We start from the raw sequence: 23,473 nt of genomic DNA on the forward strand, positions 1-23,473 counted from the left end.
CGGCCTTGGCAGAGCGGTTACATCCACGCAGGCGGGATTCTATGGCGATTCTTCGAGGAGGGGCCTCTCGACCAGCAAAGATGCCCCGGCAACATCGTACCAGGGTAACCGTTCGAGACGGTAGTCCCGCCATGCCAGGGAAGCAATCGACTCATCTCGCGCGGTGAACTCCTGATGGCTTTGCGATGATTGACCGCAAGGATGGTGGGCGATACATTGCATTCTCCCGAGAAGACAGGCAGTGGTTTCGCCTGTTTGCCGCTCGCTTCACTTTGGCAGCAAGCATATCTCAGATGAGCAGACGAACCAGGCGCACCCCCGCCGCAGCGGCGCCGACACCCCCAGCAGGACAGAGGCCGCAGCGCCGGCTCTGGATTGCCGTCGCCCTGGTACTGACCCTGCTGGTCGCCGCCGGGACGCTGTTCTGGGTCAGATCGGCAAAGGTGCCAGCCCCGGCAGTCGCCTCGTCGGCCTTGCCTGCAGCCGTCACCGAGGCGGTGGCGGCAGTCGCGGCCGCCAGCTACGTCGGTGCCGAGACCTGCAAGACCTGCCATGAAAGCGAATTCCAGGCGTGGTCGGGTTCGCATCATCAGCTCGCGATGCAGGAGGCGACGGCCGCCAGCGTGCGCGGTGATTTTGCCAACGCCAAATTCAGGAAGGACGGCGTCGAGTCCACCTTCTTCAAGCGCGGCGACAAGTTCATGGTGCACAGCGATGGCCCGGACGGCAAGCTGACCGACTACGAAATCCGCTACACCTTCGGCGTCTATCCCTTGCAGCAGTACCTGATCCCGTTTCCCGGCGGGCGTTATCAGGTGCTGCCGATTGCCTGGGATGCGCGGCCGCAAGGTGAGGGAGGCCAGCGCTGGTTCCACCTCTATCCAAGGCAGAAAATGGATTACCGGGATCCCCTGCACTGGACCGGTGTTTACCATAACTGGGCGCTGCAGTGCGCCGAGTGCCATTCGACCGATCTGCACAAGGGCTACGACGCGGCCAGCAAGACCTACCAGACCACTTTCAGCGAAATCAATGTTGCCTGCGAATCCTGCCACGGCCCCGCATCCGCGCACCTCGACTGGGCCCGGCAGGCCCGGGCGCCCTATCCTCCCCAGGGCAGCAAGGGCCTGCCGACATTGCAAAGCCGTTGGAACGAAGCGTGGAAATTCCCGACCGAAGACGCCAGGTTCGCGGTGCGCGACCGCCCGGCCGACCCTGCCGGAATGAACAGTTGCGCTGCCTGTCACGCCCGCCGCTCGACGCTCAGCGAAGACCGCAAGCCCGGCGCAACGCTCGAAGACAGCCATCGCCTGGCGATGCTTACCGCGCCCAACTACCATGCCGATGGCCAGCAACGTGAAGAGGTCTATGTCTGGGGTTCGTTCCTGCAGAGCAGGATGCATCAGAACGGTGTCACCTGCATGGATTGCCATGAGCCGCACGCGCAGAAGCTGCGCGCCGCAGGCAACGCGCTGTGCACCCGTTGTCACGCTGCCGCCGAGTTCGATGCGTTCAAGCATCACCAGCACCTCGCTGGTGGCAAGGGTACGCAGTGCGTGACCTGCCACATGCCGACGCAGAACTACATGGTGATCCACGCTCGCCAGGATCACAGCCTGCGTATCCCGCGTCCCGACCTCTCGATCGCTTTCGGCAGCCCGAATGCCTGCACACAGTGTCACACCAACAAGACCGCGCAGTGGGCGGCCAGTGCCATGGACCGCTGGTACGGCAAGCGCTGGCGCGAGCGACCGCACTACGGAAGTACCCTGCACGCCGGCGAGACGCAGGGCCTGCGTGCCTTGCCGAGTCTGCTCGAACTCGCCGCCAACCCGACGGCACCGGCAATCGTCCGGGCGACTGCCGCGACGCTGGCACAGCCCTATGCCAGTCCCGCCACCCTGCCGGCCGCGCGCGCGCTGCTGCACGACGCCGACCCGTCGCTGCGTGTCGCCGCACTTGGCATGATCGCGCCGGCCGATCCGGTCAACCGCGTGCGCAGTGGCGCACCGCTACTCTCGGACCCGGTGCGTGGCGTGCGCATCGAAGCTGCACGCATCCTCGCCGATGTGCCGGATACGCAACTTCCAGAGGGGAAGCGTGCCGCTCGTGCGGCTGCGCTGCAGGAGTACGAGACGGCGCTGGCGCTGGAGGCCGACTGGCCTTCCGGGCAGGTCAACCTTGGCAACCTGCGTTTGCGGCAAGGACGCGCCGACGCAGCGATTGCGGCTTTCGAACGCGCCATCGCGCTTGACAAGGGCTTCAGCGGTGCCTACGTCAATCTCGCCGATGCATTTCGCCAACTCGGGCGCGAGCCGGCAGCGGAAGAGACCCTGCGCCGGGGTCTGGCGGTGCTGCCTCGCGATGCCGACCTGCATCACGCGCTCGGCCTGTTGCTGACGCGCAAGGGCGAGCAGGCCGATGCGCTCAGGGAATTCGCCAAGGCCGCCAGGTTTGCCCCGGACAACGCACGCTATGCCTATGTGCAAGCCATCGCAGTCGATTCTTCCGGCAAGCGCGAGCAGGCGCTGGCGCTGCTGCGCAGCGCCAAGCAGCGGCATCCGAACGATGTCGACATTCTCGGCGCATTGCTCTCGATCAGTCGCGAGTCGGGCGACCATCCAGCCGCCCTGCGCTACGCCAGGCTGCTCGCCGAGATGTTGCCGGACAATGCCGGCCTGAACCGCCTGATCGGAGATCTGGAAGGGCGCCAGATCGACCACTGAGCAGGCGGTCCGGCGATGCAGCAGCTGCCCCGTAGGCCCGCAGGGATCAGGCGAAGAGGTCGATGGCCGACCCCGACGATTGCTCACCGGTAGCGGCGCCGGTATAGGCAAGCATCGGCTGGCGGCCCGGTACGCCGGCAGATTTGCCCTCCTGCGTGGCGCCGCCCTCGGTTGCCAGCTCCATGCTGGCCTGCATCGCCATGCGCGTGGCCATGGCGGCAACCTGCCGGTCTTGCCCCGAGGGATCGGCGGGGGCAAGCGCGGCGGCCCTGATCTGATCGGCCTTGGCCAGGGTTTCCGCGGGGGTGCGTCCGGGTGAGGTGTCGATCCCGACTTCTCCGCCGATCGCATAACGTTGCCCGTCCGGACCCGCTTCATAGGTGAAACTGGCGCCGCTCCGGATCAGGCTGCCGCCGGCGGCGACATGTGCCATTTCGTGGGCGCGCACTTCGCGGTCGCGCTGCTGCAAGGCTCGCAGCCGTTGCTGATCGGCCTCGGAGAGTTGGCCGGGCCCTTGGCCCCTGATTTGAGCGGCTGGCTCGCTGCGTTCGCTCTTGCCGTCTTGTTCGGCTCGCGACGTAGCCCCGTCGGCTTCCGCGTCGCGGCTCGATGGGGACACCTCAGGACGGGCCAGGCGTACGGTGCTGAATACGCTGATCGGCGACAGGCTGGCGATCATTTCTCGATCTCTGGTCAAACCCCCACAAGTTCGAAACAAGGCATTTGCCGCAGCCGCGGCAGTTCATCCGGATCACGGGCAAGGATTCGGGTTCCGTCGACATTCGGAGTATATATGCGTCAGCCCAGAATAGGGTGGTGGCGGCCTGTATGCTCGGGCCAGCGGAATATCTTTCCGCCCGAGTTCTGAGGTATCGTTCAAGCCTCGCTAGCCCACTGATCCCCGGAGCCCGACTTGACCCTCCCACCCCTGACGCCTGGCCTGATGCTCGTGCATGGCAATCAACCGGAGATGCTGCGCGAGCTGGTCGTCGAATGGATGAAACGCTATCCGCTGGCGCCGCTCGAGAACGAGATCATCCTGGTGCAGAGCAATGGCATTGCGCAGTGGCTCAAGCTGGCGCTCGCTGCCGATGCGGGGCAGGGTGAGGCAGCAGGGGGCTGCGGGATCGCTGCGGCACTCGAAATTTCGTTGCCGTCGCGCTTTCTGTGGCGGGTGTATCGCGCACTGCTCGGACGACCGGCGGTGCCGGAGAGTTCGCCGTTCGACGAATCGCGGCTGCTCTGGCGTTTGATGCGCTTGCTGCCGGAAGTGATGAACGATGCGGAGTACGCGCCGCTGCTCGGTTTCCTCGACAGGGACAGCGATCGGCGCAAGCGCTTCCAGCTTGCCGAGCGCCTCGCCGACCTCTTCGATCAGTATCAGGTGTATCGCGCCGACTGGCTGGCAGCCTGGGAGGCGGGCCAGGATGTCCTGATCGACGCCCGCGGACGCGAAGAGCCACTGGCGGACGGACATCGCTGGCAGGCAGCGCTCTGGCGCGCCTTGCTGGCCGACGTGCAGGCACGGACCAGCAGGTCCGGCGGCGCGGGTGCGCACGCGGCGGCAGCGAATGCCGGGCGGGCGGGAGTGCACGCAGCCTTCCTGCGTTGCGCCGCGCACTGGCCGGAGGAGGAACGTCCCGCCGACTTGCCGCGCCGGGTGATGGTGTTCGGCGTTTCGAGCCTGCCGCAGCAATCTCTGGAAGTGCTCGCGGTGCTGGGGCGCTGGACGCAGGTGCTGATCTGCGTGCACAACCCGTGTCAGCACTATTGGGCCGACATTGTCGCCGACCGCGACCTGCTGCGCAGCAGCGGGCGTCCTCGCCAGTCGCGGCGGCAGGGCATGCCGGAGTTCATCGACGACGAACGGCTGCATCTGCACGCGCAGCCACTGCTCGCCGCCTGGGGCAAGCAGGGACGCGATTTCATCGGTCTGCTCGAAGCACACGACGACGATGCGACGCGCGCCGGCTACCTGCCGCATTTCGCCGCCATCGGGCAGCGCATCGAGCTGTTCAAGGACTTCGGCGGTGCCACCCTGCTGCAACAACTGCAGGATGACATCCTCGAATTGCGCCCGCTGGCCGAGACGCGCGCGCACTGGCCAGAGGTCGATCCGGCACGCGATGCTTCGATCCGTTTCCATGTCGCCCACAGTCCGCAGCGCGAAGTCGAGATCCTGCATGATCAACTGCTCGCCGCCTGCAACGCCGACGCAACGCTGCGCCCGCGCGACATCCTCGTCATGGTGCCCGACATCGACCGCTACGCGCCACATGTTCAGGCGGTTTTCGGCCTGCCCGAAGCAAGCGACGCGCGCTACCTGCCGTTCAGCGTCGCCGACCAGGGCCGGCGCCAGGTCGATCCGTTGCTGCAGGCGCTCGAAAAGCTGCTCGATCTGCCGCAGTCACGCCTGGCGGTCAGCGATCTGCTCGACCTGCTCGAAGTGCCAGCGCTGCGGCAGCGCTTCGGCATCGCCGAAGACGACCTGCCGCAATTGCAGCGCTGGATCCGGGGTGCCAACATTCGCTGGGGGTTGCACGCCGAGCAGCGTGCCAGTCTCGATTTGCCGCAGCACGCCGAGGCGGCAGCGCCGAATACCTGGCTGTTCGGCCTGCGGCGGATGCTGCTCGGCTACGCCGTTGGCGCCAACGCCGCGGCCTGGCAGGGGATCGAGCCTTACGACGAAATCGGCGGCATCGATGCCGCACTGCTCGGACCGCTGGTGCAGTTGCTCGACCGCCTCGAAGCGACTTGGCGGATGTTGCGCCAGCCGGCGACCGCCGACGTCTGGTGCACGCGTCTGCGCGTCTTGCTCGCCGACTTCTTCACCGCCGAGGACAGCGGCGACGCCTTCACCCTGCTGCAGCTCGACAGCGGCCTGCAGCGCTGGCAGGACGCCTGTGACGAGGCGGCGCTGGCCGAGGAACTGCCGCTGTCGGTGGTCGGCGAGTCCTGGCTCGCCGGCTTCGACGAGGGAGGACTGTCGCAGCGCTTCTTCGGCGGCGTCATCACCTTCGCCACCCTGATGCCGATGCGCGCCATCCCGTTCCGGCAGATCTGCCTGCTCGGCATGAATGACGGCGACTACCCGCGCACGCGCACGCCGATGGACTTCGACCTCATGGCACTGGACTACCGGCCGGGTGACCGCTCGCGCCGCGAGGACGATCGCTATCTGTTCCTCGAAGCGCTGCTCTCGGCGCGCGCATGCCTGCACATCTCCTGGGTAGGCCGCAGCATCCACGACAACAGCGTGCGGCCGCCGTCGGTGCTGGTCGGGCAGTTGCGCGATCATCTGGCAGCGGGCTGGACCCTGGCCGGTCACTCCGGGCCAGCCGGCAAAGCGGGCGAAGCCCTGCTTGCGGCGCTGACCGTCGAGCACCGGCTGCAGCCCTTCAGCCCCGACTATTTCCCGGCGCTCCCGGAGGAAGCCAGACTTTTCACCTATGCACAGGAGTGGCAGCCTAAAATCGAGGCCGTTGCGGATGCGGGTACGCCGGAGGCGGACAACGTCTTGCCACTGCTGCTGCGCGAAGAGCCGCTGTCGCTGCGCGATCTCGGCGACTTCCTCAGGCAGCCGGTCAAGGCCTTCTTTCGGCAGCGCCTCGGCGTATGGTTCGAGATCGACGATCCGGTGAGCGACGATCAGGAACCCTTCGATGTCGATGGCCTGGGCCGCTGGCAGGTGCAGGACGAGTTGATCCGGGCGCAGGTCACTGCGCTCGAGCAGGCGCAGGACATTGCCGCCGCACGCAATGACCGGCTCGCCAGCATCCGGCGGCGCGGCGATCTGCCCGGTGGTGCCTTTGGCGATGCCCTGGCCGACGAGCTGCTGGCGCCGCTGGACGATTTCCTGGAGCGCTATCAGCGTGCGCTCGCGCGCTGGCCGTCGCTCGTCGATGGCGAGGAAGAGATCCGCTTCCAGATCAGCGCTGAAGAGCAGGAACTGGCGATCGCCGGCTGGCTCGGTGGCATCCGCAGCGACGGCGCTGGCCGGCGCGGCCGGGTCGTTCTTGAAACGAGTGATCTGGTCAAGAACAATCAATATCGGGGCGAGAAGGTCATTCGCCACTGGGTCGGGCATCTGGCCCTGCACTTGGCCGGCGGGCCGCTGAGCACCGAGATCGTCAGCAAGGCCGGCGATGTCACCCTGCCACCACTGACGATCGAACAGGCTCGCTGCCATCTGGGAAAACTTCTGCTCGCCTGGCAGCAGGGAATGCAAAGGCCGCTGCCGCTGGCGGCCAGGACGGCGTTCGCCTACCTCAAGGGTGGCGACGACGCGGCGCGCAAGGAATACCAAAGCGCTTACCAGTTTCTGGGCGAAGTGGACACCGACGCCTATCTCAAGCGCGCCTATCCGGATTTCGACGCGCTGCTGGCCAACGGGGATTTTCACCTGCTCGCCGAGACCCTCCTGCGCCCGCTGTTTGAGGCGATCCCGGCCAGCAAGGAGAAAGCCGGCCGGGCGGAGAAGAGCGCGGGAGTGTCTGCATGAACTCCGCCGCACTGCCGGCCGCGCCCGGCACGACCGTCGAAATGCTCGATCCGCTGCGTTTGCCGCTGCATGGCAGCCGGCTGATCGAGGCCAGCGCCGGCACCGGCAAGACCTTCACGATTGCCGCGCTGTATGTCCGCCTGGTGCTGGGTCATGGCGCGGAAAACGCTTATGCGCGCCCGCTCACGCCACGCGAAATCCTCGTCGTCACCTTCACCGAGGCGGCGACGCAGGAGCTGCGCGACCGCATTCGCGTCCGTCTGGCGCAAGCGGCCGCCTGTTTCCGGATCGATGCCGGCGATGACACCAGCGAGGACGACAGCACCGCTGCCGACGAGCTGCTGCTTGCGCTGTGCCAGGAGTACCCGCCGGAACAATGGCCGGCCTGCGCCCGCAAACTGCAACTCGCCGCCGAAGCGATGGACGAGGCGGCCGTCTCGACCATCCACGCCTGGTGCCAGCGCATGCTGCGCGAACACGCTTTCGACAGCGACAGTCTGTTCACCCAGACGCTGGAAACCGACCCGCACGAGCTGCTCGCCGAAGTCGTTCGCGACTACTGGCGCAGCTTCCTGGCGGCGCTCGACCGCGAGGCGGTTGCCGAGCTGCGGCAATGGTGGTCGGGTCCGGACGCCTTGCAGGATGGCATCAAGAATCTCGTCGCACATGCGGATCGGCTTGCCGAGTCGCCGCTGTCCCCGGCGGAGGCGCTGCGGAGCAGCCTGAGCGGGAGGCGGCGCCGCCTGGCTGAACTCAAGGCGCCGTGGACGGAATGGGTGGATGAGTTGCAGACGCTGCTCGACAACGCGGTCGCAGGAAAGAAAGTGGATGGACGCAAACTGCAGGCCCGCTTCTACAAGCCGTGGCTGGAGACGCTGCGCACCTGGCGGGACGACCCGGGCAGGCTTTGGCCCGATCTCCAGACAGGCTGGACGCGCCTGACACCTGCCGGACTGGCCGAAGCCTGGAAAACCGCTTCCCCTCCGGACCACCCCGCACTGACCGCGATCGCCGATCTCGCTGCTGCGCTGCAGGCCTTGCCCGACGCACGCATCGACCTGCTCTGCCACGCGGCACGCTGGGTGGCACAGCGCTTTGCCGCCGAGCAGGTGCGCCGTGCGCAGATGGGTTTCAACGATCTCCTCACCCGGCTCGACGCCGCTCTGCACGCGGCCAGTGGCCAACGCCTCGCCGACAGCATCCGGCAGCAGTTTCCAGTGGCCTTGATCGACGAATTCCAGGACACCGACCCGGTCCAGTACCGGATTTTCGATGCGGTGTATCGCGTTGCGCAGAGCGCTCCCGACACCGCGCTGATCCTCATCGGCGATCCGAAACAGGCGATCTACGCCTTCCGCGGTGCCGACATTCACACGTATCTGGCGGCCCGCCGCGCCTGCGTCGAGCGGCTCTACACGCTGAAGAAGAACTACCGCTCGACCAGGGCCATGGTCCTGGCGGCCAATCACTGCTTCACGGTGGCGGAGGATCGTGCCAGCGGATCCGGAGCTTTCCTGTTCCGCCGCGGGACGGACAATCCGGTGCCCTTCATCACCGCCGAGGCACAAGGCCGCGCCGATGCGCTGCAGGCCGACGGCATGCCGGTGCCCGCACTCACCGTCTGGTACCTGCCGCCGAATCCGGATGGCAAACCCCTGGGCAAGACCGTCTATCGCGAACAGATGGCGGCCAGCTGTGCCGGCGAGATGGTGCGCCTGCTCAATCTCGGTCAGGCGAGGCAGGCCGGCTTTGCTGGCGAGACCGGCATGCAGAGCGTGCGCCCGGCCGACATCGCGGTACTGGTCAACAGCCGCAGTGAAGCCGATACGATCCGCAGGGCGCTGGCGCAGCGCGGTGTGCGCAGCGTCTATCTCTCGGACAAGGATTCGGTTTTCGAGAGCGCCGAAGCCGGCGAACTGCAGCACTGGCTCGCCGCCTGCGCCGAACCCGACGACGGGCGCCTGCTGCGCAGCGCGCTGGCCACCGCCATTCTGGGCCTGAGCTGGCGGGAACTCGACATGCTCAACCACGACGAGATCGCCTGGGAAGCGCGCGTCCTGCAGTTTCGCGGCTACCGGGACTGCTGGCGCCGCCAGGGTGTGCTGCCGATGCTGCGCCGGCTGCTCAACGATTTTCACGTGCCGGCAAGGCTGCTCGGGCGCGGCGATGATGCGGGCGGGGCGGTCGACGGCGAACGCACACTGACCAACGTGCTGCACCTTGCCGAATTGCTGCAGCAGGCGAGCGCGCTGCTCGACGGCGAGCACGCGCTGATTCGCCATCTCGCCGAACAGCGGCGCGATGCCGCCAGCACTGGCGGCGACGCGCGCCAACTGCGCCTGGAGAGCGACGCCGATCTGGTGCAGGTGGTCACCGTGCACAAGTCCAAGGGGCTGGAATACCCGCTGGTCTTCCTGCCCTTTGCCTGCACCTTCCGGGCAAGCGACGCCAGGGAGCTGCCGTTGAAATGGCATGACGATGACGGATGCCTGCAGCTCGCGCTCGCTGCCGACGCGGGCATCGTCGATCGGGCAGACCGCGAACGCCTCGGCGAAGACCTGCGCAAGCTCTATGTCGCGCTGACCCGTGCGCGTTACGCCACCTGGATCGGCGTCGCGCCGCTCAAGGATCTGGAGCGCAGCGCTTTCGGCTACCTGCTGGGCGGTGGCGAACCGATGGCAGCGGCTGCGTTGCCGCAGGCGCTCGGAACCTGGCGCGACCACTGCCCATACATCGCCCTGGCACCGGCGCCGGCAGCCAGCACCGAGCGCTTCCTGCCGCAAGCCTCGGCGCGGGCTGCCGGTTCGGCACGCAGCTCGGCGCGCGCACTGCGCGAGCACTGGTGGGTCGCCAGCTACTCGGCGCTGAAGACCGTCGGCGAGGACGCGGCTGCGGCATCCGCGAGCGCAGCCGACACGCCGGTGGAAGACGTATTCCTGGAAACCAGGGTAGCGCAGAACGCCGCTGCCGTCGCGGACGGTTCGCCGCCGCCCGGCACGAGCCAGACGCGACCGGCGGCCCCCGCTCCCGGTTCGCTGCACGATTTTCCGCGTGGCGCCGAGGCCGGAACCTTTCTCCATGACCTGCTCGAATGGTCGGCCAAGCAGGGTTTCGGCCGGGTTGCCGGCGAACCGGCGCTGTTGCGCGACCTGATCGCGCGCCGCTGCCAGGCGCGCGGCTGGCAGCACTGGATCGAGCCCTTGCAGACCTGGCTGCTGCATTTCCTGAGCACGCCGCTGCGGCTGCCGGCGCTGCCCGGCGTGCCGGCGACCTCGCCGATGCTGGCCAGTCTGCCATCGTCGATGGCCGAAATGGAGTTCTGGCTCGCCGCGCATACGGTCAAGACGACCAGCATCGACGCGCTCGTCTGCCGGCACACGCTCGCCGGCGCCACGCGTCCCGCGCTGCAGCCGGGCGAACTGAACGGCATGCTCAAGGGCTTCATGGACCTCGTTTTCGAGCACGAAGGCCGCTACTACGTCGCCGACTACAAGTCGAACTGGCTCGGTCCCGACGATGCCGCCTATACCCCGGCGGCGATGGCTGCCGCGATTCTGCACGCCCGTTACGAGCTGCAGTACGTCCTCTATCTGCTCGCGCTGCATCGCCTGCTGCAGGCGCGCCTGCCCGATTACGACTACGAGCGCCATGTCGGCGGCGCGGTGTATGTCTTTCTGCGCGGCGTGCACGCGCCGAGCCAGGGCCTGCATGTTGAACGTCCGCCGCGCGCCCTGATCGAAGCGCTCGACGCACTGTTCGCCTGCTCCCGCACGCAGGAAACGCCATGAGCCATCGCCCCTTCGACAGCCGGGCCGCGCTGCAGGCGGTGCTGGCGTGCTGGGCCGAACGCCAGTGGCTGCGCGCGCTCGATGCGGCGTTCGCCGATTTTCTCTGGCGCGAAGTCCCCGACGCGCCGCCGTTGCTGATTCTCGCCGCCGCGCTCGCCAGCCACCAGCTCGGCCGCGGTCACGCCTGCCTCGATCTGGCGGCGACGCTACAGGCACCGGCATTTGCCCTGTCGTTGCCGCCCGAGGGCGAGGAGGGGAGGGATACGCTGGCAGCGACGGATCCGCCACCGCTGCCGGCGGAGGTGCTGGCTGGACTGAGCCTGGCGCAGTGGCAGGTGGCGCTCGAGCATCCGCTGCTGGTCGGTTGCGGTGCCGGCGACACGCCGCTGGTACGCGTCGGTCCACGCCTGTATCTGCGCCGTTACTGGCAATACGAAGAGGACGTGCGCAGCGCCCTCGAGCGCCGGCTGGCGCTGTCGGCGACGCTGCAGGCCGCGCTGCCACTGGACGCGCTGCGCCCTATCCTCGACGGGCTGTTTCCTCCCGCAGCGGCCGGCGAGGCCGGGGCCGACTGGCAGAAAATGGCCTGCGCACTGGCGGCGCGCAGCGGTTTCAGTATCCTCACCGGCGGTCCGGGAACCGGCAAGACGACGACCGTGGTTCGCCTGCTGGCGCTGCTGCAGGCGCTGGCGCTCGCCGCGCCGTCCGCCGGCGGGGCGGCTCGCCCGCTGCGCATCCGGCTGGCGGCGCCGACCGGCAAGGCGGCGGCGCGCCTCAACGAATCGATCGCCGGCGCGGTGGCGCGCCTGCCGCTGGCTGGCCTCGAACAGGCGGAAGCGGTGCGCGCCGCGATTCCGGTCAAGGTGAGCACCCTGCATCGCCTGCTCGGCAGCCGGCCGGATACCCGGCATTTTCGTCACCACGCCGGCAATCCGCTGGCGCTCGACGTGCTGGTGATCGACGAAGCGTCGATGGTCGATCTGGAAATGATGGCCGCGGTGCTGGCCGCCCTGCCGCCTGCGGCGCGGCTGATCCTGCTCGGCGACAAGGATCAGCTCGCTTCGGTGGAGGCCGGCGCCGTGCTCGGCGAACTGTGCCGGCACGCGCGCGCCGGCCACTACACCCCGGCGACGCGTGACTGGCTGGCTGCGGCCAGCGGTGAACGCATCGACTCCCGCCTCGTCGACGAGGCGGGCAGCGCGCTCGCGCAGGCGGTGATCATGCTCCGTCACAGTTACCGCTTCTCTGCGGCGAGCGGCATCGGCCAACTGGCGGAAGCGGTGAACGCTGGCGACTCGGCGCGGGTCAGCGAGGTCTGGCGGCACGCCCATGCCGACCTCGCCCTGCTGCCGCTGGCCGCCGGTGACGAAGCGCGCTTCGCGGCGCTGGTCATCGATGGTGCTGCGGCAGGGCAGGTCGCCGATCCGGCGCCACCCGCCGGGCTTGCCCAGACGGCGTTGCGATATGGCTATCGCCATTACCTCGCGACCCTCGCCGAGACCCGGCCCGCCGCCGCCGCGGATCAGGACGCCCTGGACGACTGGGCGCGCCGGGTGCTGCGCGCGCATGGCGAGTTCCAGGTGCTGTGCGCGCTGCGGCGTGGGCCCTGGGGTGTGGCCGGGCTCAACCAGCGCATTGCCCGCGTGTTGTGCGCAGCCGCTCTGATTCCGGCCAGCGCCGGCTGGTATCCGGGCCGCCCGGTTCTCGTCACCCGCAACGACTACGCGCTCGGGCTGATGAACGGCGACATCGGCATCACCCTGGCGCTACCGCATGCGACCGACCAGGAAACGAAGCTGCGCGTCGCCTTCCCCGCCGGTGACGCCGGCCAGGGGATCAAATGGATCCTGCCGAGCCGCCTGCAAGCGGTGGAAACGGCGTATGCGCTGACTGTGCACAAGTCGCAGGGATCGGAGTTCAGCCATGCCGCGCTGGTCCTGCCGGAAACGATGAGCCCGATTCTCACTCGCGAACTGCTCTATACCGGCATCACCCGCGCTCGCGCTTTCCTGACGCTGGTCATGCCCGGTCCACCCAGGCTGCTCGAGGAAGCGGTGCACAGGCAGGTGTTGCGGGCGAGTGGACTGCTGTGGGAGTGAGGCTGGCTTTTTGGCATGTTCCACGCCGATTGCGGCAAGCAGATCTTCATTGCCGACCAGCCCGGAAGATATGCTGGGTCGGCGGTGACGGTGCCGGACCGGGTCGGTCAGGAGTCGCGATAGGGTTCAGCGGTGCCCTTTTTCATATGGCTTTCTTTGCGGCTTGTTGCTCTTCCAAGCGCCCGGTTCCGCCTTCAGCAGTGACGCTTGCCCAGCGCGTCTAGACCACGGCACCATCCTCATTGGCGCCTTCGATCTGTTTCTTGGGCCGGATGAACTGCTCGCGCGAGACGCCTAGCCACATCACCAGCGGACTCGCCACCAGCACCGAGGAATAGATGCCGAAACAGATGCCGATGGTCAGCGCCAGTGCGAAGTAATACAGCGTTTCGCCGCCGAAGAGCAGCATCGACAGTACCATCATCTGCGTCGAGGCGTGCGTGATGATGGTTCGCGAGATGGTGCTGGTGATCGCGTGGTCGAGCACCTGCGGCGTGCTCAGGCCACGGGCTTTCTTGAAGGTCTCGCGGACGCGGTCGAAAACGACGACCGACTCATTGACCGAGTAGCCGAGGACGGCCAGCACCGCTGCCAGTACCGAGAGCGAGAACTCCCACTGAAAGAAGGCAAAGAAACCGAGAATGATGACTACGTCGTGCAGGTTGGCGATGATCGCCGATACCGAAAAACGCCACTCAAAGCGGAAGGCCAGGTAGACGACGATGCCGATGACCACCAGCAATAGCGCCAGGGCGCCGTTTTCCGCCAGTTCCTTGCCGACCTGCGGGCCGACGAACTCGACCCGGCGCAGCGTCGCGCCGGGCGCGTCGGCAGCGAGAGCCTGCATCACTGCCTCGCCGATCTTGGCCGTGTTCTGCTCGGCTTTGAGCGGCAAGCGAATCAGAACGTCCTGGCTGGATCCGAAATTCTGTACCGAGAAGTCGGTGTAGCCCGCCTTGCCGAGGCCGTCGCGGACCTGCTCCAGCTTGGCCGCCTGCGCGTAGTTGAGTTCGATCAGCGTACCGCCGGTGAACTCGACCGAGAGGTGCAGACCACGACTGAAGAGGAAAAACACCGCCAGCAGGAAAGTGAGCAGCGAGATGACGTTGAATACCAGCGCATGCCGCATGAACGGGATGTCTTTACTGATCCGGAAGAATTCCATCTGCGTGCTTTCCTATTTGACGGTGCCGGCCGTGCTGTTTGCCGGTTTCCAGACCTGACCGATGGCCAGCGACTCGACCTTGCGGCGACTGCCGTAGATCAGGTTGATCAACGCGCGCGAGACGACCACGGCGGAGAACAGGGAGGTGAGAATTCCCAGGCAGTGCACCACCGCAAAGCCCCGGACCGGTCCGGATCCGAAAATCAGCAGGGCAATGCCGGCAATCAGCGTCGTGATGTTGGAGTCGAGAATCGTGCCGAAGGCGCGCTCGTAACCGGTATGAATCGCCGCTTGCGGCGTCGAACCATTGCGCAGTTCTTCGCGGATCCGCTCGTTGATCAGGACGTTGGCGTCGATGGCCATGCCCAGCGCCAGCGCGATGGCGGCGATTCCCGGCAGGGTCAGCGTCGCCTGCAGCAAGGAGAGCAGGGCGACCAGGAACAGCAGGTTGGATGCCAGGGCAATCACCGAAACCAGGCCAAAGAGCATGTAGTAGGCAATCATGAACGCGGCAATCGCCGCAAAACCCCACATCGTCGACAGGAAACCCTTCTTGATGTTTTCGGCACCGAGGCTCGGGCCGATGGTGCGTTCCTCGATGATCTCCATCGGTGCCGCCAGCGAACCGGCACGCAGCAGCAGCGCCGTGTCATTGGCTTCCATGGTGCTCATGCGGCCGGAAATCTGCACGCGGCCACCACCGATCTCGGCCCGGATGACGGGCGCCGTGACGACCTCGCCCTTGCCCTTCTCGACCAGCACGATGGCCATGCGTTTGCCGACGTTGTCGCGCGTGATGTCCTTGAAGATGCGGGCGCCGGCCGAGTCGAGAGTCAGGTGTACGGCGGGCTCATGCGTCTGGTTGTCGAAACCCGGCTGCGCGTCGGTGAGTCGTTCGCCGGTCAGCACCACCTGCTTCTTGACCAGCAGCGGCATGGCACCGCGCTCGACATAGAGTTCGGTGCCAAAAGGTGGCTGACCGGCCTGCGCAGCTTCGATCGCGCCAGGGGTGTCGTCCACCATGCGGATCTCGAGCGTTGCGGTACGGCCGAGAATGTCCTTGGCCTTGGCCGTGTCCTGGACTCCCGGCAACTGTACGACGATGCGGTCGGCGCCCTGCTGGGCGATCACCGGTTCGGCGACGCCGAGTTCGTTGATCCGATTGTGCAGGGTGGTCATGTTCTGCTTGATCGCGAATTCCTGGATGCGCTTGATCGCCTCGGGCTTGAGCGTAGCGACCAGCTTCAACTCGTCGCCTTCTCCCTGGTCAGCCAGGAGCAGGTCGGGCTGGTTATCCTCGAGAACGATCCGCGCTTTGTTGCGCGTCTCGTTGTCGCGGAAGCGAATCACTACCCGCTCGCCTTCGCGGGTGATTCCGGCGTGGCGGACGGTCTTGTCGCGCAGTAGCGTGCGCAGGTCGCCACTGATCGCGTCGAGACGTTTGGTAATGGCCCCTTTCATGTCGACCTGCAGCAGGAAATGCACGCCGCCGCGCAGGTCGAGGCCGAGGTACATCGGCAAGGCGTGCAGGCTGCTCAGCCACTGCGGCGAACTCGACAGCAGATTCAGCGCCACGACATACTGCGGGTTACCGGCGTCGGGGTTGAACTGCTTTTCCAGCAGATCCTTGGTCTGCAACTGGGTGTCTGTACTCCGCAGACGCACCTTGACACCGTTGCTGTCGAGGAAGATTCCGCTGCTCTCGATCCCTGCCGTCTGCAGGGTGCTGGCGACGCGTTCACGGGTCTTGTCATCAACCTTGAGCGTGGCCTTGGCGCTGGAAACCTGCACCGCTGGTGATTCGCCGAAGAAGTTCGGCAGGGTGTATACCAGGCCAAACAGCAGTGCGAAGGCGACGGTGAGGTATTTCCAGAGCGGATAACGATTCATGGATATGGATGCTTGCGTTCAGAGGAGGCGGGCATGACTTGCGAGGCAAGCGGCCCGCAGAATGGTTAATGTGAAAGTCGCGTATGGGACTCACGAATCTTCCCTCCCCCCTCGCGGGGGAGGGGTCGGGGGAGAGGGAAACGGTCATGACTTTCATGATCGGGGGTGCCTGGAAAAGTCATGACCGTTAGAGCGCCTTCAGCGTACCCTTGGGCAGAAGCACCGTAACGGCCTGCTTTTGCACCTGGATCTCGACGGTAGGGGCGATTTCGAGAGTCAGGAAGTTGTCGCTGACGCGGGTGACGCGGCCGGCAATGCCGCCGCCGGTGACGACTTCATCGCCCTTGGCAAGGGCTTCGATCAGCGCCTTGTGTTCCTTTGCACGCTTCATTTGCGGGCGAATCATCAGGAAGTAGAGGACGACGAACATCAGGATGATCGGCAGCAGCTGCATGAAGCCGCCCATCGGGTCGGTCGTGGCAGCTTGTTGGGCGTGGGCGGTGCTGATCAGCACATCAGTCTCCTAAGGCAGAATGTTTGAATTGAGCCGGCAATTGTACCACTTGCGATCAACTCTGCTGACTGCGCGTGCTGTGGAAAGCGGCAACCCATGCCGAAAGCATGCCGGTGGCAATGGCATTGCGCAGCTCGTTCATCAATTGGTGGTAGTAGTACAGGTTGTGCAGTGTGCCGAGCTGCGCGGCGAGAATCTCGCCGACACGGTTGAGGTGGTGCAGGTAGGCGCGCGAAAAGTTCCGGCAGGTATAGCATGCGCAGCTTTCGTCAAGCGGCCGAGGATCGTTCTTGTATTTGGCATTCCTGATCCGGACGTCGCCATGGCGGGTGAAGAAATGACCATTGCGTGCGTTGCGCGTTGGCAGAACGCAGTCGAACATGTCGATTCCAGCCGCTACCGCAGCCACCAGATCCTCCGGTGTGCCGACGCCCATCAGATAGCGCGGCTTGTTCTGCGGCAGTAGCGGGGTGGTATGCGCAAGGATGCGCGCCATGTCGTGCTTCGGCTCGCCGACGGACAGCCCGCCGATGGCAAAGCCATCGAAGCCGATTTCAGTGAGCACGGCCAGCGATTCTTCCCGCAGGTCTTCATACATACCGCCCTGCACGATCCCGAACAGCGCGTTCTTGTTCTCCAGATGGTCGTGCTGCAGGCGCGAGCGCTTGGCCCAGCGTAGCGAGAGCCGCATCGAGCTGGCCGCTTCGAGATGGGTGGCGGGGTAGGGCGTGCATTCGTCGAGAATCATGACGATATCTGAATCGAGGACATGCTGGATACGCATCGACTCTTCAGGGGTCAGGAACAGGCGGTCACCGTTGATCGGCGACTGGAAGCGGACTCCCTCTTCGCTGATCTTGCGCAGCGCACCTAGCGAAAATACCTGGAAGCCGCCGGAATCGGTGAGGATCGGGCCGTTCCAGCACATGAAGCGGTGCAGGCCGGCATGCGCGGTGATGACTTCCAGACCGGGGCGCAGCCAGAGGTGGAAGGTGTTGCCCAGACAGATTTGCGCGCCGGTCTCGATGAGGTCGCGCGGGGTCATCGCCTTGACCGTTCCATAGGTGCCAACGGGCATGAATACGGGGGTTTCGATGCAGCCATGAGCGAGGCTGAGGCGGCCTCGACGGGCCGCGCCATCGCTGGCGAGAAGTTCGAAGTTCATGGGGTCCAGGAAAAAACACCCCTGGCAAGCCAGGGGTGTTGGGCGTGGAAAAGCCTGGCGCCCGGCGCCAGCTTGTTGACAAAAGGCTTACTTGGCGTCGTCGAGGGCCGCTTGCGCTGCTGCCAGGCGGGCCAGCGGCACCCGGAACGGCGAGCAGCTCACGTAATCGAGACCCGTACGGTGGAAGAACGCGACCGAAGCCGGGTCACCACCGTGCTCACCGCAGACGCCCAGCTTGATTCCCGGACGTACCGAACGACCTTTCTCGACGGCCATTTTGACCAGCAGCCCGACGCCTTTCTGGTCGATCGACTGGAAGGGATCCTGCTCGTACATGCCGTCTTTCAGATAGCTGGGCAGGAACTTGCCGGCGTCATCGCGCGAGAAGCCCATGGTCATCTGCGTCAGATCATTGGTACCGAACGAGAAGAACTCCGCCTGCCCACCGATGCTGTCGGCGATCAGGGCGGCGCGCGGCGTTTCGATCATCGTGCCGAGCAGGTAGTCGAGTTTTTCGCCGCGCTCGGCGAAGACCGCCGCTGCCGTCTGGCGGATGACCTTGGCCTGGGCGTTGAATTCACGGACCGTTCCGACCAGCGGGATCATGATTTCTGCCTTGACGTCGAAACCCTTGGCCTTCATGTTGAGGCCCGCTTCGAGGATCGCACGCGTCTGCATTTCGGTGATTTCCGGGTAGGTGATGCCGAGGCGGCAGCCGCGGTGACCCATCATCGGATTGAACTCATGCAGATCATCGACGCGCATCTTGATCACGCCCAGCGGCACATTCATTTCATGCGCCATGATCCGCTGGTTGTCTTCATCGTGCGGGACGAACTCGTGCAGCGGTGGGTCGAGCAGGCGAATGGTGACCGGCAGACCGCTCATCTCGCGGAACAGGCCTTCGAAGTCGCCGCGCTGCATCGGCAACAGCTTGGCCAGTGCCCGGCGGCGCCCGGCTTCGTCGTCGGCGAGGATCATTTCGCGAACGGCCTTGATGCGGTCACCCTCGAAGAACATGTGTTCGGTACGGCACAGACCGATGCCCTTGGCACCGAAATTGCGTGCCACCTTGGCATCATCCGGCGTGTCGGCATTGGCGCGCACGCCGAGTCGCTTGTAGCGGTCGGTGAGATCCATCAAGGTCCCGAAGTCGCCAGTGAGTTCGGCTTCCTTGGTCGGTACCTGACCCTCGTAGACTTCACCGGTCGAACCATCGAGCGAAATCCAGTCGCCTTCCTTGTAGATCCGGTCGCCGATCGACATCGAACGTGCGTGGTAATCGACCCGTACGGCGCCCGCGCCGGAGATGCAGCACTTGCCCATGCCGCGCGCGACGACTGCCGCGTGCGAGGTCATGCCACCGCGGGCGGTGAGAATTCCCTTGGCAACGCTCATGCCGCGCAGGTCTTCGGGCGACGTTTCCTGACGAACCAGGATCACGGTCTTGCCCTTCCTGACCCATTCCTCGGCTTCATCGGCAAAGAAGACGATCTGTCCGGTCGCAGCACCCGGGGAGGCTGGCAGGCCATGCGCGATGGAACGTGCCCTCTTGATCGCTGCCGGGTCGAAAACCGGGTGCAGGAGTTCGTTCAAACGCTCCGGGTCCACCCGCTGCAAGGCCTCTTTTTCATCGATCATGCCCTGCTTGAGCATCTGCATGGCGATACGCACCATGGCCGCGCCGGTGCGCTTGCCGTTGCGCGTCTGGAGCATCCACAGGCGGCCTTCCTGGATCGTGAACTCGACGTCCTGCATGTCCCGGTAATGGTTCTCGAGGGTCGTTTCCGCCTGCAGGAGTTGCTGGTAGATTTCTGGCATCAGTTCTTCGAGCGACGGGAACCTGCTGCGGCGCTCCTCTTCGCTGACCAGTGCCAGTTGTGCCCAGCGGCGCGACCCCTCGAGGGTGATCTGTTGTGGTGTGCGGGTGCCGGCGACGACGTCCTCTCCCTGCGCATTGACCAGGAATTCGCCATTGAACAGGTCTTCACCAGTGCCTGCGTCGCGCGTGAAGGCAACGCCGGTGCCGCTTTGATCGCCCAGATTCCCGAAGACCATGGCCTGTACGTTCACGGCCGTACCCCAGGAGTCGGGGATGTCGTTCAGTTCGCGGTAGACCTTGGCGCGGTCGTTGTTCCAGCTCTGGAAAACGGCCATCACCGCACCCCACAGCTGTTCCCAGGGATCGGTCGGGAATTCGCGGCCGACGCGAGCACGAATCAGTCCCTTGAAACGCAGCACCAGTTCCTTGAGGTCGTTGGTGTCGAGTTCGGTATCGAGCTGCACACCCTTCTTCTCCTTGAGCGCGTCGATGACCACTTCGAAGGGATCGTGTTCCTGTTTCGATACCGGTTTGAGGCCCATCACCACGTCGCCATACATCTGTACGAAACGGCGGTACGAGTCCCAGGCAAAACGTTCGTTGCCGGCCTTGCGCGCCAGCCCGGCAACCGCCTCGTCATTGAGGCCGAGATTCAGGATGGTGTCCATCATGCCCGGCATCGAAGCGCGCGAGCCCGAGCGCACCGACAGCAGTAGCGGATCGGATGCGTCGCCGAATTTCTTGCCCATCTCCTTTTCGACGAAAGCTACGCCTTCGCGGACGTTCGCCTCGATCAGCTTGACCACGGCATCCTGACCCTGCTCGCTATAGACGGTGCACACCTCGGTGCTGATCGTGAAGCCGGGGGGTACGAGAATCCCCAGGCGGCACATTTCGGCCAGGTTGGCGCCCTTGCCTCCGAGCAGATTCTTCATCGTGGCATCGCCGTCAGTTCGAGCGGCACCAAATACGTAGACGTTCTTTGTTTCAGTGGACATACATACCTCGCGGTTAGGGAAGAAGGAAAGGACACTTCAAACGCCAGGTTCGAAGTGCCCCCAGATTGGGTGATCCGGATAACGATGCCGGGTCACGTGGTTTTCGCGTCCCGGTTGCTGCAAGCGGCCAGGAGCGTCAATGCCGGTGTTGCGCAGCGCTCAGATTTCTTCTGCCTCCATCTTGATCGCGCCGCAGGGACATTCAGCGACGCACATGCCGCAGCCCTTGCAATAGTCGTAGTTGAACTCGAAGCGCTTGCCGGCGCCGAGTTTGATGACTGCATTGTCCGGACAGACGCCGTAGCAGTTGTCGCATTCGAAGCAGTTGCCACAGGAAAGACAGCGCCGTGCCTCGAACAGCGCGGTACTTTCATCGAGTCCGCCCTGGACTTCATCGAAGGTCGATTGACGACGAATGATGTCCAGCATCGGGCGAACCGTTTTCGGTGCATCGGTGTAATACCAGGTGTTGAGGTTCTCGAAAATCGCGACGTCATGCTTGGGCGGTGGAACGTATTGCTCGTTGCGCAGCCAGGCATCGATATGCTTGGCCGCCGCCTTGCCGTGACCGATGCCGACGGTGACGTTGCGTTCGGCCGGGACCATGTCGCCACCCGCGAAAATGCCCGGATGGCCGGTCATCATGTTGGCGCCGACCTGCACCACGCCATCGCTGACCTGCAATCCGGGAACGCCTTCGAGCAAACCGAGATCGACGTCCTGCCCGAGCGCGAGTACCAGCGAGTCGGCCTCGATGGTTTCAATCTCGCCCGTCGGCTGCGGAAAGCCATTGCTGTCGAGGGCCATCTTTTCAATGGTCAACGAGGATTCGTCGGCCTGCTTGATGGTCGACAGCCACTTGACCATGATGCCTTCCTGGAGCGCCTCCTCGACCTCGAAATCATGCGCCGGCATTTTCTCGCGCGTACGGCGATAGACGATCAGCGGCTCGGCACCCATGCGCTTGGCGGTGCGCGCCACGTCGATGGCCGTGTTGCCGCCACCATAAACGACGACGCGCCTGCCCAGCATGGGCTTGTCTTCACCTTCCATGCTGCGCAGCAGCGAAATGGCGTCGATGATTTTTGCGGCGTCACCGGCAGGAATCCTCGCCCGCTTGCCGATGTGTGCACCGACCGCCAGGAAAGCGGCGTCGAACTTGCCGGCCTGCATGGTGTCGAGAATGTTATCGACCTTGCTGTTCAGTTTCACCGTGACCCCAAGTTCCACGACACGCTGCATCTCGGCTTCGAGCACATCGCGCGGCAAACGGTACTTGGGAATGCCGAAGCGCATCATGCCGCCGAGCAGCGGACCCGCCTCATGGACCGTGACGCGGTGACCGAGCCGGCGCAGGTGGTAGGCTGCCGACATGCCCGAGGGGCCGGCGCCGACGATCAGGATATGCTTGCCAGATTCGGTGGTCGGTGCCGTCAGCTTCCAGCCGCGCTTGAGTGCCTCGTCGCCGAGAAAGCGCTCGACCGAATTGATGCCGACCGGCTCGTCAATCTTGCCGCGGTTGCAGACGTTCTCGCAACTATGGTAGCAGACGCGTCCCATGATCGCCGGGAAGGGGTTGTCCTTGGTCAGGTGCCGCCAGGCGCTTTCGTAGTTGCCGGATTCGGCATGGAACAGCCAGCCCTGGATGTCTTCGCCGGCCGGGCATTGATTGTTGCAGGGCGGCAGGCGGTCAACATACACCGGCCTGGAGGTGCGCCACGAGCCGGTGCGGTTGGCCAGCGAAGAGCCGGGGTCTAGAGTTATGGCAAAGGGTTTTTCCATCAGTTCGCCTCCTGGTCAAGCAGTCCGTACTTGCGAATGTTCTTGTCTGCCGCCGCCTGCAGGCGGGCGATCGTTGCCACTGCCGGCGTCTTGCCGAACAGATGGGCATAGCGTTTCTGCAGTCGCAGATACTCCTCGACTGGCTGTTGCCGGCGGATTTTCAGGACGCCGGTGACTTCGCCATGTTCCGCTTCGAAAACCGGAAAGATGCCGGTTTCCTTGGCCAGGCGTGCCAGCTTGATGGTGTCCTGCGACGCCGCGCCCCAGCCAAGAGGGCAGGGCACCAGAATATGGATGTAGCGGGCGCCGCGCATGCCCATGGCCTTGGTGACCTTGTATTCGAGGTCGTGCAGGCCCGCAACGGTAGCCGTCGCGACGTAGGGAATCTCGTGCGCCATGGCGATCGCCGGGACGAACTTGCCCTGGCCGAAGACGTTTCCGGGCTCCGGGCCGACCGGCATGGTGGTCGCCGTGCGGGCTGCCGGCGGCGTAGCCGAACTGCGCTGTACGCCGGTGTTCATGTAGCCGCCGTTGTCGTAGCAGATGTACAGAACGTCATCATTACGCTCGAACATCCCCGACAGGCAGCCGAAACCGATGTCGGTGGTGCCACCGTCGCCGCCCTGGGCAACGACGCGGACATCAGCCATCTCGCCTTTTTGTCTTTTCACCTTGATCGCAGCAGCGATGCCGGTGGCGACCGCGGCGGTGTTGCCGAAGAGCGAGTGAATCCATGGAATCTGCCACGAGGTCTCGGGGTAGGGGGTCGAGAAGACTTCGAGGCAGCCGGTGGCATTGGCTGCAATCAGTCGGCCACGCGCGGCATTCATCGCCGCATCGATGGCGAAACGTGCGCCGAGTGCTTCACCGCAGCCCTGGCAGGCGCGATGCCCCGAATTGAGTGAATTGGTGCGGCGGATGTCGGACTGCACCGTCCGGTCTTCTTCGCCGAGCAGGCGGTTGCCGATGGTGAAGGTGCCGGTCTGGTAGAAATGCAGGGGTTGGAAGCTCATCGTAGATGTC

Annotated in this window: 12 protein-coding genes; 4 read left to right on the forward strand and 8 right to left on the reverse strand. The window is 65.1% G+C overall.

The features are described from left to right. Positions 1-293: 293 nt before the first annotated feature. Positions 294-2,726, forward strand: a complete 2,433-nt coding sequence (locus V5B59_RS24310) for a tetratricopeptide repeat protein (protein ID WP_169071382.1) — start codon at positions 294-296, stop codon at positions 2,724-2,726. Positions 2,727-2,772: 46 nt separating this feature from the next. Here the strand turns inward: V5B59_RS24310 and V5B59_RS24315 are convergent, their stop codons facing one another. Further along, a complete protein-coding gene (locus V5B59_RS24315; protein ID WP_169071381.1) occupies positions 2,773-3,405 on the reverse strand; it encodes a putative metalloprotease CJM1_0395 family protein in 633 nt (210 codons plus the stop codon). Positions 3,406-3,669: 264 nt separating this feature from the next. Between V5B59_RS24315 and recC the strand changes: the two genes are divergently transcribed. The 3 genes from recC to recD are packed head-to-tail and all read left to right on the forward strand — an operon-like array spanning position 3,670 to position 13,114. After that, complete coding sequence (gene recC / locus V5B59_RS24320) at positions 3,670-7,227, forward strand: exodeoxyribonuclease V subunit gamma (protein WP_169071411.1); 3,558 nt, start codon at positions 3,670-3,672, stop codon at positions 7,225-7,227. Further along, a complete protein-coding gene (gene recB / locus V5B59_RS24325) occupies positions 7,224-11,015 on the forward strand; it encodes an exodeoxyribonuclease V subunit beta (RefSeq protein WP_169071380.1) in 3,792 nt (1,263 codons plus the stop codon). The genes recC and recB overlap by 4 nt, the downstream gene beginning before the upstream one ends. Beyond that, positions 11,012-13,114, forward strand: a complete 2,103-nt coding sequence (gene recD, locus V5B59_RS24330) for an exodeoxyribonuclease V subunit alpha (RefSeq protein ID WP_169071379.1) — start codon at positions 11,012-11,014, stop codon at positions 13,112-13,114. Before recB ends, recD begins: the two co-directional genes overlap by 4 nt. Positions 13,115-13,334: 220 nt before the next feature. Here the strand turns inward: recD and secF are convergent, their stop codons facing one another. The 7 genes from secF to V5B59_RS24365 form a co-directional block, all read right to left on the reverse strand. Continuing rightward, the gene (gene secF, locus V5B59_RS24335) at positions 13,335-14,279 is read right to left on the reverse strand and encodes a protein translocase subunit SecF (protein WP_169071378.1); all 945 of its coding nucleotides are present in this window, start codon (positions 14,277-14,279) and stop codon (positions 13,335-13,337) included. Positions 14,280-14,291: 12 nt separating this feature from the next. Further along, positions 14,292-16,169 carry a protein translocase subunit SecD gene (secD, locus tag V5B59_RS24340; RefSeq protein WP_169071377.1) on the reverse strand — a complete coding sequence of 626 codons (1,878 nt, stop codon included), beginning with the start codon at positions 16,167-16,169 and terminating at the stop codon, positions 14,292-14,294. Positions 16,170-16,356: 187 nt separating this feature from the next. Further along, positions 16,357-16,683, reverse strand: a complete 327-nt coding sequence (gene yajC, locus V5B59_RS24345; protein ID WP_034919631.1) for a preprotein translocase subunit YajC — start codon at positions 16,681-16,683, stop codon at positions 16,357-16,359. A gap of 55 nt (positions 16,684-16,738) precedes the next feature. After that, positions 16,739-17,848 (reverse strand): tRNA guanosine(34) transglycosylase Tgt, encoded by a 1,110-nt coding sequence (tgt, locus tag V5B59_RS24350; protein ID WP_169071376.1) that lies wholly within the window; start codon positions 17,846-17,848, stop codon positions 16,739-16,741. An 87-nt stretch (positions 17,849-17,935) separates the two neighbouring features. After that, positions 17,936-20,668, reverse strand: a complete 2,733-nt coding sequence (gene ppdK, locus V5B59_RS24355; RefSeq protein ID WP_332352434.1) for a pyruvate, phosphate dikinase — start codon at positions 20,666-20,668, stop codon at positions 17,936-17,938. Between the two features lie 159 nt (positions 20,669-20,827). Next, positions 20,828-22,450: an NAD(P)-binding protein gene (locus tag V5B59_RS24360; protein ID WP_169071375.1), complete on the reverse strand. Its 1,623-nt coding sequence runs from the start codon at positions 22,448-22,450 to the stop codon at positions 20,828-20,830. Beyond that, a complete protein-coding gene (locus V5B59_RS24365; protein WP_332352435.1) occupies positions 22,450-23,463 on the reverse strand; it encodes a thiamine pyrophosphate-dependent enzyme in 1,014 nt (337 codons plus the stop codon). Before V5B59_RS24365 ends, V5B59_RS24360 begins: the two co-directional genes overlap by 1 nt. Between the last annotated feature and the right edge of the window lie 10 nt (positions 23,464-23,473).

This window comes from Candidatus Accumulibacter contiguus (assembly GCF_036625285.1).
GTDB lineage: Bacteria > Pseudomonadota > Gammaproteobacteria > Burkholderiales > Rhodocyclaceae > Accumulibacter > Accumulibacter contiguus.